The following is a 13,725-nucleotide window of genomic DNA, read 5'->3' on the forward strand; positions in this document are numbered from 1 at the left end:
AGAAAAAATTCAAGTTAAACTTTAATTCAGGATCTGCGCATCATGTCGGCCAGCGAGTCCGCTCCCCGCCCTTCCGACCATCATATCCGTCGCCTCAGCCGCTTTCTGGTCTGGGGGGTAAGCCTGGCTGCCATGCTGCAATTGCCTGTCGTCTGGTGGATGTGGCTCTTCCCGGTGACGTCGGACCTCGTCACCAGCCCGGTTCCCGGCAACGGGTTTGGCGGCGGCGACCTGTCATGGTTCATCCTGCCCGTGCGGCTGGGCGCTGCCGGCCTGGCCTCCATCGGCGCGTTGATCACGATTTATGGTTTCTACCATTTGCGCAGCCTCTTCCGGGAGGCCGCGAGGGGCGCCTACTTCTCCGGCGCGGCCGTGACCGGTTTCCGGCAGTTTGCACTGGCCAGCCTGGTCGGAGCGCTCTGGGACCCGGCCGAGCATGCGCTGATGGGCGTCTATCTCACGGTCGCCAATCCCAATGTCCCCAACGCGCTGGAAATCTCGTTGGGGTCGGGCAATCTGGGCGCCATCGGCGCAGCGCTGGTTTTCTTCCTGATTGCCTTCATCCTTGCCGAGGGCCGCAAGCGCACTGAGGAATTGGAGCTGATCCTGTGAGTGAACAGGACACGCCGCCAGGCGAGATCATTGTCCATCTCGACGTCCTGCTGGCGCGACGCAAGATTCGCTCGAAAGAGCTTGCCGAGCAGGTTGGCGTCTCCGAACAGGCACTGTCCATGATCAAGACCGGCAAGATCAAGGGCATTCGTTTCTCCACCCTGATTGCCCTGTGCGACGCGCTCGAGTGTCAGCCCGGCGAGCTGTTCGAGTTTCGTCGCTCCGGTCAGTAGCGCGACTGGAAGCCCAGCCAGAGCGCGAGATTGTCGCGCGCCGACTCGACATGGAAGGGCTGGGATGTGTAGCGCGCCGCGAGCGCCAGGTCGGCGCCGAAAAGGCTGCGACGGTAGGCCAGCTCGGCCGACATTTCGCGTCCGGACGGGGTCAGGCTGCCGCTGCGCTCGGCATGGATGAGGTTCCAGTCTGCATCAATATCGACCGCGAGCCGCGTGGTCACACGGCCGCGTTCGGCCCGAAGCGGCTGCGCCAGGGTCAGGCCAAGTGCGCCGCCCATCCAGCTGCGCTCCGCCGCGAGCGTCCACGCCGTCGCGACCGGCGTTTCGGTCAGCGTCATGCCGGCGGGCAGGGCGGGATCAGCGTGGGCGACCTCGAGACGGGCAGCCCCTTGCCAGCCAGCCGGCAGGGCGCCGACCCAGTTGAGCGCCTGGAAATGCGAGTCCGACTGGTCACCGGCGCCGAAACGCCTGGCCAGGGCACCCCCCAAGGCGCGATGCCGCTCGGAGATGCTGCCCAGCTCGAAGGCCAGGGTCTGCTCGCCGAACGCCCAGGTGAAGGCGGCTGAGCGCGCGCCCTGCGCCTGGGTGCCGGAATTGCGCACAACAAGGCCGAACCGGTCCGATTGCCAGCGCGCACTGGACCAGGCCGCGCCACTGCCGAGCGCGAAGGTCTGGCCCGTAAAGGCTGACGGTGCGAGGACCGGCTGGCCGATCCCGGTGAGGGTCGGCGGTGCGGCAAAGCCCCGCCCGGCGGAGACTTCCAGATCGCCCTCGCGATAGGTAAGGGACAGCGCGGAAGTCGGGCGTGTCATCTCGGAGTCCAGCTGTGAGTAGGGATTATAGGCGGGGTCTGGCTGGCGCAGGGCGACATGCCCGGACTGGCCGATACGGGTCACACGCGCCGGCGTCATGCCGGCCTCGGCCGCCGCCTCGAAGGCATCAATCCCCATGCGTGTCGGGCGGCGCCGTTCAAGCTGATTGGCGACCGAATAGAGACGGTCATAGCGGTCGAGGAAGACGGCATCGTCAAACAGCTCGGTCTGCCAGACCCAGTCGCCGAAAGCGCCGGACGGGGCCGTCGTGAGGGCCGCGATGTCTGTGCGCCATTCGGACCCGGCCGACTTGATATTGGTCTGGCCTTGTGGGGCGAAGGCCTCGGCGAAGTCCGGCACGCCATGACCGTAGATGTCGTCAATGCCTGGCTCACCCAGATCGCGCGCGGTGTCGTAGAGGATTTCCAGCGCTTCCGGCCCGGTCAGATTGGGGAAGGCGCTCATCATCAGGGCGAGCGCGCCGGCGATATGGGGGCCGGAGAAGGAGACGCCATTGACGATGTTGGCGGCGTTGCCGTCCAGGCGAACATAGATGTCTGCGCCAGCGGCCGAGATGGCGAACTCGGCCAGCCGACCGGCGCGGGCCGAGAAATCGGCCAGCTCGTCATTCGAGTTGAGGGCCGGCACGACCACGATCTGGCCGCGCATGGCCGGATCCTCGGCGAAGGACACCGGAATCCAGTCGCCGACAACGCGGTCTTCAATCGGCGTGTCGCCGGTATAATTGGCAGTGCCGATCGTGACCAGCAGGCCGGCGTCAACGGCCCGGCGCAGCGCGGCATAAATGTCGGCACCGCCATTCTCGTAGGCGGATGGCGGTCGTGCCAGGGAGAGGCTGATAATGTTTGCGCCATGTGTGATGGCGTAGTCGATGGATAGAGCGAGATCGGTTTCGGTGTAGTAGGGGAAGCTCCCGCCGAGCTCGGTATTGGGCACGCCGCGATCAACCCGGATGTCGAGCAGCGAGACATCAGGTGCGACACCCTGCATCCCGAACCCGTCTCGGGCTGCCGCGATGACAGCGCCGATCGCCGTGCCGTGGCTGGAACCGTAATCACCGAGGGTACCGCCCTGTTCCTCCCAGATCGAGGTCGAATCCGGGTGTTCGCGACCTTGCAGCTCGCGGAAGGATGAATCGATGCCGCTATCGATCACGGCGATCGTGATGCCCTGACCAAAACCGCCATTGTGGTAGGCGTGCGAGACATTCATTTGCCGCAGCCCGTATTGCGAAAAATACTCCGCCGTCTCGTAATAGGCCGGCGTCTGCGGCGAGGTTGGTGTGGTGGGTGTTGTTGGGGTGGACGGTGACATCCCGCCGCCGCCGCCGCTCGCGCAGGCTTGCAGGCCAAGACCGGTTACAAAGGCGATCATTGCGATCAGTCGTGCTGATCCGTTTGAGCAAAGCGGCATCTCGTCCCCCAACTATCCCCGTCCAGAGCAGGCTCTGGATCAGCGACAAGCTAGGCAGGCTCCAAATTGCGAGCCAGTAACCATGGCGTGACCATTTAGTGAGCTCAGCTACATGAAAGATTGGTTAGAAATGACCTTCCGACATGGCGGTCATCAGGGTGCCGCAAGCCTGAGGTCTCGCCACAGCATGGGCTGGATGTCGCTTCGTGTGCCGGACACCCGCTCCCCGACCAGCCAGTGGGCGCGCTCGTGCAGGAGCGGGATGATGGCCATCTGGTCGTGCAGGCGTTCCATGGCGGCCAGGTAGAGCTGACTGCGGGCCGCCGCGTCATTCTGGCGCCGCGCCGCAGCCATCAGCGCGGCGAAGCTGTTATCCTGCCAGTTAAAATTGGCCGCGAAGCCACCGGGCGCGAACGGGTCCAGCATGAAGAAGGGATCGGATTTCAGGCCGCGATTGAAGCTGGCGATGGCGATGTCGAAATCGCCCGCATCGACGGCCTGGTAGAGATCTGTTGGGTAGCTGACGAGGAGCTCGGTATCGATGCTCTGGCGAGCCCAGTCATCGGCGATCGCCACGGCGAGGCGCTCGCCTTCACCGGTGGTGGTGCGGATCTGCAAAGCTCTACCGACGCCGCCTGCCTGGGGGGCCAGATCGCCATTGGTGATGACACTGCCCGGAATGACAAGCTCGGTCGGTGTTGCAGTGCCAGCGTAGAATTGCTTCGCCAGGAAATCGCGATCAATCGCGCGTGAAAGCAGGCGCCGCACGCGCACATCGTCCAGCGGCGTCCGCGCATGATTGAGCTTGAGATAGCGCAGTATCGGCGCGTCGAAACTCTGGAACTGGCTGCCCAAACGCTCGCGCCAATAGTCGATCTGGTTGGCCGGTGGCCGGTCGGCGAGGTCGTAATCGCCGGCGCGGAAGAGGCGCATCCGGGTGGCATCCTCGCGCACGCCGTCGATGCGGATGGCGGGGATGGCGACCTGGTCGGCGGCGTAGTGGCGGGGATTGCGGGTGAGGTCGAGGCTCATCTGGCTCTCCGCCGTGACCGTGTAGGCCCCGGCGGTGACGATATGCTCCGGACGCACCCAGTCCAGGCCGACTTGTTCGATGACATGGCGCGGGAAAGGGTAGAATTCGCGCATCAATGTCGAGAAAAGGCCCAGTGGTGTCTCCAGCCGGAATTCCACCGTGTGGTCGTCCAGGGCGGTCACGCCCAGCCGGTCGGGCGACATCTCGCCGGCATGAACGGCGCGGGCATTCGTGACGGCATAGAAATCGCCCAGCACGGCAAAGCTCTGCGCCGGATCCACGATCCGACGCGCGGACCAGGCGACGTCTTCGGCGGTCAGCGGGTGACCATCCGACCAGACCAGGCCCTCGCGCAGGCGGAAGGTCCAGACCAGGCCGCGTTCGTCGACCGCCCAGTCCTCGGCCAGCCCCGGCCCGACCGAGCCGTCCGGCGCGTATTCGGTGAGGCCGGCATGGATCTGCTTGTAGACCAGCGCCGCCGCGGCAAACTCGCCACGAGCGGGATCGAGGCTGTCCGGCAGGCCGCTCGTGGCGACACGCAGAAGGTCGGCGGGCGGGCCGGACCGGCCACAGGCGGGCAGCGTCGAGGCGGCAGAGGCGGCAAGCAGGGTGCGTCGGTTGAGCATCCCGCCATGATGGCGTGATTTGTGGCGGGCTTGTCCAGAGAAAGTGCGAGCGTTTCTTTGAAAAGCGGCGCGGGGCGCAGGCCCCGCCATAGGCCACTTGCCAGCCAGTGCGCCGTATCCGGATTGTCAGGTCAAAGGCCCGGAGGGCCGCTTCGCGGTTTCACCCTTGAGCTGACAATCCGGATACGGCTGAATGCCACCAAGTGATGTATGGGCGATCTTGCGCCTTGCGCCAGCCGTTCACAAAGACGGGTATCGCGTCGTCGAGGACTCTTACGCTCCGACCTTGCCCTTCAGCTCGCCCACGAACCGGTCAAAGACGGCGAAACTGTCTTGCGGGCCCGGAGAGGCTTCCGGGTGGTGCTGGACGGCCCAGACGGGCTTGTCGGTCAGCTTGAAGCCGGAATTGGAGCCGTCAAACAGCGAGACATGGGTCTCTTCGGCATTGGCGGGCAGCGTGCTGCCATCGACGGCAAAGCCGTGATTCATCGACACGATCTCGACCTGGCCTGTTTCGTGATTCTTGACCGGGTGATTGGCGCCATGATGGCCCTGGGGCATTTTTGCGGTCTTGGCGCCAATGGCCAGGGCCAGCATCTGATGGCCAAGGCAGATGCCGAGGGTGGGGATTTTAGCGTCCAGCAGCGCCTTGATGGTGGTGAGGGCATACTTGCCGGTCTCGGCCGGGTCACCCGGGCCGTTGGAGACGACGACGCCGTCCGGATTGAGCGCCGTGATCTCGTCGAAGCTGGCCTTGCCCGGCAGGACGGCGACGCGAGCGCCGGCACCGGTCAGAAGGCGCAGGATATTGGCCTTCACGCCGTAATCGAGCACGACGACACGTGGCCCCGCTTCCGGTCCGACCGCATAACCTTCGCCCAGCGTCCAATTGCCTTCCGTCCACTCACCGCCTTCGGTGCGGGCGACATCGGCGGCCAGTTCGCGGCCTTCCATGGTCGGCGCGCCGGCGGCGGCCGCCTTGAGGGCGTCGATATCGATATTGCCCGCCGGGTCATGGGCGATGGCGCACATCTGCATGCCGTCTTCGCGGATCTTGCGGGTCAGGGCGCGGGTGTCGACGCGGGTCAGGGCGACGATGCCACGGGTGCGCAGCCATTCTTCGAAGGTCTGCTCGGCGCGCCAGCTCGCCGGCGGCGTGATTTTGGCGCGGCTGATCATGCCAACCGCCGCCTTGCGGGCCGGTTCGGAGGCCGCTTCCTCGTCCTCGGAATTGGCACCGACATTGCCGACATGGGGGAAGGTGAAGCAGACGACCTGTCCGGCATAGGACGGGTCGGCCAGGATTTCCTGGTGCCCGGTCATCGCCGTGTTGAAGCAAACCTCGCCCAGAGCGGTTCCGGTCGCACCCGTGCCGTGGCCCAGGAAAACCGTGCCATCGGCAAGCGCCAGCGCGCCGGTTGGAGTTTGGGTCGGCGTGGACGTCATGACTGTGTCTCCAGGGGTCTCGCGGGGCACCATCACAGCCGCCAGAATCGGTCGACGGCAAGGGGCGGGTAAACGGGCGCTCTGCTAGACCCTGCGGCGGGCCGGGTCAATAGCGAAGCGATGGCGAAACCCGGCCTCCGACCACGCCTGCACGCCCCGCTTGCAGCCAGGGCGGGCGGCTCGCGATACTGACCGGCAGAGCAGGGGATCAGCCGTCATCATGAGTGAAGCCGTCAAAGCCTTCATTGCAGAGGGAAATGCCTGCCTGAAGGCCGGTGACCGCGACGGCGCCGCGCTGGCCTGGTGCCGGGCGCTGGATCTCGATCCGCATCTGGCCAGCGCCCACAACAATCTCGGTGCGGTCAGTCTGATGGCGGGCCAGCCCTGGCTGGCACTGCCCTGTTTCCTCAACTCCACACGCTTGCGCCCGGACCAGGCCGGCTTCTGGATCGGTCTGGCGCGGACCCTGGTTGAACTCGGTGAGCCGACCCGGGCGGCGGCCTGTCTCGATCAGGCGCGCGCCCGCCTGCCTGATGACCCATCCCTCAAGGCTGCCGCTGCGCAATACCCGGCAGACGATGCCATAAGGGCTCGCTTTGACGGTATGGCGGACCGTTCCGGGCAGACAGCTGCGGCGGATCAGCTGGCGGCTTTGGGCGAGGCGATCGCGGGGCGCGATGCGGAGCAGCGCTTTGAGGCCGCACAGGCCTTGATCTGGGTCTTGCCCGAGCGGCCCGCCCTCTGGATCACGCTCTCTCGTCTGGCCATGGCCTGCGGGCATTGGCAGCAGGCGGAGTTCAATGCCCGGCGAGCGATTGCGCTGGCCCCGGACGAATCCGATGGCTGGTACGCCCTGGCGACCGTCCTGAGCGACGCCGTGTCCCGCCATGCCGATGTGGACGCGGTCCTGCTTCGCGCGCTGGACCTGTGTGGCCCGCGCCTGAGGCTCGCCCAAGCCTATTGCAATCATTGTCTCGCCCAGGGTCGCTCCGACGTGGCGCGCGCCTGGCTCGACAGCCTGCCGGACGCCCGGATTGGCGAGGCGACCCAATGGCACGTGCTTGAAGCGCGGGTCCTGGATGCGTGCGGTGAGGTCGACGCGGCTGCAGAGGTTTTCCGGACGGCCCTTGCAGACGGTGAGTCACCCGCCAAATTGCTGATCGCCGCCGCCGTCTACCACGAGCGTGATCTCGACCCAGGCGCCTGGCTGGGCCTGTACAAAGACGCGCAGGCGAGGGGCGCAGATCTCGACCATCCCGATCTTCATCACGCCCTCGCCCGCGCCCTGCTGCGGTCTGGCGCTGTTGAACGGGCCGACCAGGCGATCAAGTTGGCGCTTGCCGGCCAGCTCGGGGATGATGCCCGGCGGGGTGCGAGCTTTGCGGCTGGCCGGATCGCTGACCGTCTGGGTCGCTTTGAAGAGGCTTGGCGCCATTTCGAGGTCGGGAATCGCCTGCTTGAAGCGGGTTGGGAAGCTGCCGGCCAGTGTGATCACACCCGCCCGCTGGCGCGCCTCGAAAGCCTGACCCGGCGCCTGGACGCGGAAATCGCGTCGGGGACGAAAGCGGCGATCACGCCAGAGGTGACGCCGGATATGGAGGCGGGCAGCGATCTCGCCTTCCTCGTCGGCTTTCCGCGCTCGGGCACGACGCTTCTGGACAGTGTGTTGCGATCTCACAGCACCATTAAGGTGGTCGAGGAAAAGCCGATCCTGATTGAGGCCTTGCGCTCGGTGGTTCCGGGCATGGCCGGTGACGAAACAGAGTTCAGCGAAGCCTGGCTCGACGGCGTCGAGGCGGCGGATGTCGGCGCGCTGCGGACGGCCTACCGGCAACGCCTGGCGCATCATGCCGGCGAGCCGCCGGCCGGGGTCTGCGTGATCGACAAGCTTCCCCTCAATCTCAATTGGGTCGCGGTGATCCACGGCATCTTCCCGGCGGCCGGTTTCATTCTTGCGCGTCGTCATCCTCTCGACGTGGCGGTGAGCAATTTCGCCCAGGACTTCGCCCCCAACAATGCGATGATGGTGATGACACGGCTGGAGCGGATTGCGGCCTTCCACGCGGCCAGCTTCGATCTCTGGGACCGGTTTGTGGCCTGGCGTCAGCCGCGCTGGGCGGATGTGGTCTATGAAGCGCTCATCGATGATCCCGAGACCGCCATTGCGCCGGTCATGGCGATGCTCGGGCGGGACTGGGAAGCTCAGCAAGCGCGTTTCTTCGAGACCGCCCGGGCCCGCCGCCGAATCTCGACCCCGAGCGCTCACCAGGTCACCCAGCCGCTTTATACCGGCTCCCGCGACCGCTGGCGGCATTTTGTCGAATTTCTCGACGGGGCGGCCTGCGCGCCCTTGTGGAAGCGGGCGCAAGTCTGGGGATTTGCAACGGAAACCGGCGACGCGGTCGATTGATCGCAAATGGCCCCGTGGCATTTTCGCAAACCCGGCATTCGATCACGTTTTATCTTCGGGCTTGATTCTTTGCCGCCGACGGAATAATTCCCGGCCCCTCGTTTCGGAGGCACAAGCCTCAGGCGTGAGTTGCCAGCAAGAAGGCCCCGCATTGTTCGAAACATTTGGCATCGCATTGCGGGCCCAGGAAAAGTTCTTCACACCGGAGATCTTGTCAGGACGCGCCAAGTCAGGCGCCCGGATAGGTTTGGTTGATACAATGTCGCTTCGTGAACGCATCACCACGGATATGAAAACGGCCATGAAGGCCCAGGACAAGTCGCGCCTATCGACGCTGCGACTGATCTCGGCTGCCATCAAGGATCGCGATATCGCCGCGCGCGCGGAGGACCGCTGCTCCGGCTGCGAGGATACCGAGATCATGACTTTGCTCACCAAGCTGGTGAAGCAGCGCGAGGAAAGTGCCGCGACCTATGAAAAGGCCGGCCGTCTCGATCTGGCAGAAGCCGAGCGCGCTGAAGCCGATATCGTGCGCGAATTCCTGCCCAAACCGATGGATGACGGTGAAATCGCGGATGCGGCCGAGACGGTGGTCAGCGAGCTCGATGCCAGCGGTCTGAAGGATATGGGGCGGTGCATGGGCGAGCTGAAATCGCGCTATGCCGGCCGCATGGACTTCGCCAAGGCTGGCGCCAAGGTCAAGGACCTGCTCGCCTCAGCCTGACCCGCCCCATCCCTGCCATCCGCCAGTCTTGCATTGAGGGCGTGACGCGCGGATCAATCGCGCGCATCATGTGCGGCTGATCTGTGTGGGGCGGATCGCGATCACGGAGTGCGTCGACCATCATGCGTCTCAATGAGGATTTTATCGACGAGATCAAGGCGCGCGTGCGCCCGTCGGACCTCATTGGCCGCTCGGTCCCACTGAAACGTCAGGGCCGCGAATTCGTTGGACTCTCGCCCTTCAAGAAAGAGCGTACACCCTCCTTTTTCGTCAATGATGACAAGCGCTTCTATCATTGCTTCGCCTCAGGCAAGCATGGCGATGTCTTCACCTGGCTCGAAGAAATGGAAGGGCTTTCCTTCATGGAGGCGGCCGAGCGCCTGGCCGGTGAGGCCGGTTTGCGCCTGCCCGAGCCGGACCCCGAGAGCCAACAGAAGACCCAGCATCGCAAATCCCTGGTCGAGTGGATGGAGAGCGCCCAGACCTTCTTTCTCAGGGCGCTGCGGACGCCGGCCGCCGAAGAGGCGCGGCGCTATCTCAAATCGCGCGGCCTGACCGGCGAGGATTGTGTGCGCTACGGCATCGGCTTCGCGCCGGACAGTCGCACTGCCCTGAAGGACGAGCTGATCACCGCGGGCGCGCCGATCGCCGATCTGGTCGAGTGCGGCCTGTTGATCGAGCCCGATAGTGGCTCACCCTATGATCGCTTCCGCGATCGCATCACCTTCCCCATCCACGACCCCCGCAATCGGCTGGTCGGCTTTGGTGGGCGCGCCCTTTCCAGGGAAGCGCGGGCAAAATACCTCAATTCGCCCGAGACGCCGATCTTCCACAAGGGGTCTTTGCTTTATCGCTATCCCGAGGCACGCAAGGCGGCCTCCGACCCCAAGCAGGATATTCGCGGCCTGATCGTCGCCGAAGGCTATCTCGATGTGATCGCCCTGTCCCGGGCCGGTCTGGAGCATGGTGTGGCGCCGCTCGGGACAGCGATCACCGAGGAGCAAATCCAGCTCTTGTGGCGCGCCGGTGGCGAGCCCGTCATGTGCCTGGACGGTGACAGTGCCGGCCGCGCCGCCGCCTTCAAGGCCGCCGACCGCGCCCTGCCGCTCCTGCAGCCGGGCAAGACGCTGCGCTTTGCCTTCATGCCCGACGGCAAGGACCCGGATGACCTCCTGCGCGAGGAAGGCGCAAACGCCCTGCGCGCCATCTTCCGCGAGACCCGGTCCCTGGCGGATCTGATCTGGGAACGCGAAGTCCTGGTCGAACCGCTGGACGATCCCGATCGCCGGGCCGGTTTCCGTCGCCGGATACGGGCTCTGGTCGCCCAGATCGCCGACACGGATATCCGCGAGGAATACAAGCGCGAATTCGACCAGCGCATGGATGCGCTTTTCGGCACCCGGGCGCAGTCCGGGTCGCGCAGTGGCCGCGGTCCCTGGCGACCGGGCAAGGGCGTTCCACTGGGCGCGAGCGCCGAGCTGCGAAACAAGCAGTCCAGACAGGGAAATCCGACGGCACGGCTGGGTCAGCTTCTCCTGGTTGCCGCGATTGAATACCCGGAAATTGCGGCCTCTCAGGTCGAATCGCTCGCGCTTTTGCGGTTGGGATCGCTTGACAGGCTGCGCGACGCCGTTCTAGACGCCTGCTCTTCTGGGCAGTTTGTGCAGACCGACACGCTAAGGGCCGAATTGGCCGATGCCGGATACGCGGCAGAGATGAAGCGGCTGGACGGTGAGCGCAGACCCATGCGGGCGGAACTGGGCGGTATGGAGGCGTCTCCAGAGGTGAGGGCTGAGGCTTGGAAGCGGCTGGCTCACGCCTATATGGAACGAAGCGAAGCACAGACACGTCGTGATGAGGCGCGTGCCCGTCTGGACGAAGAACTCAAGCAGGCGGATTCAGAACGCTTTCGGCAGGTGGTCGACGCCTACCGGTACGAAAGCTCTCGTTCGGAATCTTCCTGATGCGTATAATTCCAATTGCGCGCTCGAGGGCGGCGCGACAAGGGACGAATAAATGAGCAAATCGGCCGAAGCCAATGATGCATCGGAAAATTCGGATGGTCCGCTGCTGGACCTGACGGATCAGTCAGTCAAGAACATGGTGAAGACCGCCAAGAAGCGCGGTTATGTCACCCATGACGAGCTGAATGCGGTGCTGCCGAGCGAGGAATTCTCGTCCGAGCAGATCGAGGACGTGCTCGCCCAATTATCCGAAATGGGCATCAATGTCGTGGACAATGATCCTGACGTGGACGACGACGCTGCCGAAGCGCCCGCGAAGACGGCCAAGGCCGGCGCGAGCTCCGACGACAGTGACGATGATGATGACGAGGAAGAAGAGAGCGACAGCCGTGCCGTGGCCGGCGCCTCCAAAACCGCCGTCACCGGCCAGAACACGCCGACCTCCGCAGACCGCACCGATGATCCGGTGCGTATGTATCTGCGTGAGATGGGCTCGGTCGAACTGCTCTCCCGCGAGGGCGAGATCGCCATTGCCAAGCGCATCGAGGCCGGTCGCAATGCGATGATCCGCGGTCTCTGCGAGAGCCCGCTGACCTTCGAAGCCATCATGGTCTGGCGCGACGAGCTGACCGAGGGCCAGGTCCTGCTGCGCGACATCATCGATCTGGACGCCACCTATGGCGGCCAGCAGGCGGAAGCCGCCGAAGACGGTGAAGAGGATGAAACGGGTGAGGGCGAGACGCCGACCCCGGCCGGCGGCGCTGCCGCCAAGCCGAAATCCGACGATGATGGCGACGCGGATGACGAGGACGGCGAGAAGTCTTCCAAGTCTGACGATGATGAAGACGGTGAAGAGAGCGAATCCTCGTCCGATGACGATGATGACGACGATGATGATGACGGCGCGTCACTGTCCCTGTCGGCCATGGAAGCAGAGTTGCGCGATGGCGTGATGGAGACGCTGGACTCCATCGCCACGGATTTTGCCGCCTTCCGCAAGCTGCAGGACAAGCTGGTCGCCGCCCGCATCGAGGGCAAGGACCTCACCAAGCAGAGCCGCGAGAAATACGAGGGCCTGCAAAACGCCATCGTGACCAATCTCAACACGATGCATCTCAATAATGCGCGGATCGAAGCGCTGGTTGAGCAGCTCTATGCGATCAACAAGGAACGCATGGCGCTGGAAGGCAAGCTGCTGCGCATGGCGGACGCCCACGGGGTTCCGCGCGCGCAATTCATGGACAGCTATTTCGGCAATGAGCTCAATCCGGAATGGCCGACCTCGATGGCGTCCACGTCCAAGGCCTGGGCCCGCTTCATTGATCGTGAAGGCACGGATGCCGGCAAGATCCGTGACGACCTCGCCGATCTGACCCAGCGCGCCGGTGTGCCGATTGAAGACCTGCGCCGCATCGTCCGCACCGTCCAGAAGGGCGAGCGCGAGGCCCGCGTGGCCAAGAAGGAAATGGTCGAGGCCAATCTGCGTCTCGTCATCTCCATCGCCAAGAAATACACCAATCGCGGCCTGCAATTCCTGGATCTGATCCAGGAGGGCAATATCGGCCTGATGAAGGCCGTCGACAAATTCGAGTATCGCCGCGGCTATAAATTCTCGACCTATGCCACCTGGTGGATCCGCCAGGCGATCACCCGCTCGATCGCCGACCAGGCGCGCACCATCCGTATCCCGGTGCACATGATCGAGACGATCAACAAGATCGTCCGCACCAGCCGGCAGATGCTGCACGAGATCGGCCGCGAGCCGACCCCGGAAGAGCTGGCCGAAAAGCTCGCCATGCCGCTGGAAAAAGTGCGCAAGGTGATGAAGATCGCCAAGGAGCCGATCTCCCTGGAAACGCCGATCGGCGACGAGGAAGACAGCCATCTGGGCGATTTCATCGAGGACAAGAATGCTGTCCTGCCGATCGATGCCGCCATCCAGGCCAATCTGCGCGAGACCACGACGCGGGTTCTCGCCAGCCTGACGCCGCGTGAGGAACGTGTCCTGCGCATGCGTTTCGGCATCGGCATGAATACCGACCACACGCTGGAAGAAGTCGGCCAGCAATTCTCGGTCACCCGCGAACGCATCCGCCAGATCGAAGCCAAGGCCCTGCGCAAGCTGAAGCATCCGAGCCGCTCTCGGAAGCTGCGGAGCTTCCTGGATAATTGATCTGAAAAAGCCGGCCCTTGGGCCGGCTTTTTTGTGCCCAGTCGCCGACGCTTTTCTTCCCCACGCGTGGGGAAGTGGCCCGGTGCAAAGCGCCGGGTCGATGGGGCGGCCGCAGGCCGGGAGCGGTGCCCGCTTCGATGCTGCGCATCTCAGCCCCTCCGTCCCCGCCTCCGCAAAGCTCCGGCGCGGCCACCTCCCCACGGTGTGGGGAGGAAAGGTGCTCGCCAGTCGTGTGTCGGGTCGCTAGGTTGTGGG

At 64.7% G+C, this 13,725-nt stretch carries 9 protein-coding genes; 6 read left to right on the plus strand and 3 right to left on the minus strand.

The genetic code is table 11. The annotated features are described in order from the left end of the window. Window positions 1–42 precede the first annotated feature (42 nt). Both Q0X62_RS06040 and Q0X62_RS06045 read left to right on the plus strand, forming a co-directional pair. Window positions 43–612, plus strand: coding sequence for a DUF2975 domain-containing protein (locus Q0X62_RS06040; protein ID WP_297732733.1), 570 nt, complete (start codon window positions 43–45; stop codon window positions 610–612). Further along, the gene (locus tag Q0X62_RS06045; protein ID WP_297732734.1) at window positions 609–845 is read left to right on the plus strand and encodes a helix-turn-helix transcriptional regulator; all 237 of its coding nucleotides are present in this window, start codon (window positions 609–611) and stop codon (window positions 843–845) included. Before Q0X62_RS06040 ends, Q0X62_RS06045 begins: the two co-directional genes overlap by 4 nt. Here Q0X62_RS06045 and Q0X62_RS06050 read toward each other — a convergent pair. From Q0X62_RS06050 to carA, 3 genes are all read right to left on the minus strand, one after another. Then, window positions 839–3,094 carry a S8 family peptidase gene (locus Q0X62_RS06050; protein WP_297732736.1) on the minus strand — a complete coding sequence of 752 codons (2,256 nt, stop codon included), beginning with the start codon at window positions 3,092–3,094 and terminating at the stop codon, window positions 839–841. The genes Q0X62_RS06045 and Q0X62_RS06050 overlap by 7 nt on opposite strands. A gap of 153 nt (window positions 3,095–3,247) precedes the next feature. Then, window positions 3,248–4,753: a peptide ABC transporter substrate-binding protein gene (locus Q0X62_RS06055; RefSeq protein WP_297732738.1), complete on the minus strand. Its 1,506-nt coding sequence runs from the start codon at window positions 4,751–4,753 to the stop codon at window positions 3,248–3,250. Window positions 4,754–5,026: 273 nt separating this feature from the next. Continuing rightward, window positions 5,027–6,199: a glutamine-hydrolyzing carbamoyl-phosphate synthase small subunit gene (gene carA, locus Q0X62_RS06060; RefSeq protein ID WP_297732740.1), complete on the minus strand. Its 1,173-nt coding sequence runs from the start codon at window positions 6,197–6,199 to the stop codon at window positions 5,027–5,029. Between the two features lie 220 nt (window positions 6,200–6,419). Here carA and Q0X62_RS06065 point away from each other — a divergent pair, with 220 nt between their 5' ends. The 4 genes from Q0X62_RS06065 (at window position 6,420) to rpoD (ending at window position 13,470) form a co-directional block, all read left to right on the plus strand. Then, window positions 6,420–8,609 carry a tetratricopeptide repeat-containing sulfotransferase family protein gene (locus tag Q0X62_RS06065; protein ID WP_297732742.1) on the plus strand — a complete coding sequence of 730 codons (2,190 nt, stop codon included), beginning with the start codon at window positions 6,420–6,422 and terminating at the stop codon, window positions 8,607–8,609. 259 nt (window positions 8,610–8,868) lie between these two features. Then, window positions 8,869–9,333, plus strand: a complete 465-nt coding sequence (locus tag Q0X62_RS06070) for a GatB/YqeY domain-containing protein (protein ID WP_297732744.1) — start codon at window positions 8,869–8,871, stop codon at window positions 9,331–9,333. 122 nt (window positions 9,334–9,455) lie between these two features. Next, window positions 9,456–11,297: a DNA primase gene (gene dnaG, locus Q0X62_RS06075; protein WP_297732746.1), complete on the plus strand. Its 1,842-nt coding sequence runs from the start codon at window positions 9,456–9,458 to the stop codon at window positions 11,295–11,297. Window positions 11,298–11,349: 52 nt separating this feature from the next. After that, complete coding sequence (gene rpoD / locus Q0X62_RS06080) at window positions 11,350–13,470, plus strand: RNA polymerase sigma factor RpoD (protein WP_297732748.1); 2,121 nt, start codon at window positions 11,350–11,352, stop codon at window positions 13,468–13,470. Window positions 13,471–13,725: the final 255 nt, after the last annotated feature.

The organism is uncultured Maricaulis sp. (assembly GCF_947259345.1).
In the GTDB taxonomy this organism is placed as follows: domain Bacteria; phylum Pseudomonadota; class Alphaproteobacteria; order Caulobacterales; family Maricaulaceae; genus Maricaulis.

Bases quoted from the DNA above. Each gene is read 5' to 3' on its own strand.
- Q0X62_RS06040 (WP_297732733.1), top strand. From the start codon at position 43: ATGTCGGCCAGCGAGTCCGCTCCCCGCCCTTCCGACCATCATATCCGT.
- Q0X62_RS06050 (WP_297732736.1), bottom strand. From the start codon at position 3,094: ATGCCGCTTTGCTCAAACGGATCAGCACGACTGATCGCAATGATCGCC.
- Q0X62_RS06055 (WP_297732738.1), bottom strand. From the start codon at position 4,753: ATGCTCAACCGACGCACCCTGCTTGCCGCCTCTGCCGCCTCGACGCTG.
- carA (WP_297732740.1), bottom strand. From the start codon at position 6,199: ATGACGTCCACGCCGACCCAAACTCCAACCGGCGCGCTGGCGCTTGCC.
- Q0X62_RS06065 (WP_297732742.1), top strand. From the start codon at position 6,420: ATGAGTGAAGCCGTCAAAGCCTTCATTGCAGAGGGAAATGCCTGCCTG.
- Q0X62_RS06070 (WP_297732744.1), top strand. From the start codon at position 8,869: ATGTCGCTTCGTGAACGCATCACCACGGATATGAAAACGGCCATGAAG.
- dnaG (WP_297732746.1), top strand. From the start codon at position 9,456: ATGCGTCTCAATGAGGATTTTATCGACGAGATCAAGGCGCGCGTGCGC.
- rpoD (WP_297732748.1), top strand. From the start codon at position 11,350: ATGAGCAAATCGGCCGAAGCCAATGATGCATCGGAAAATTCGGATGGT.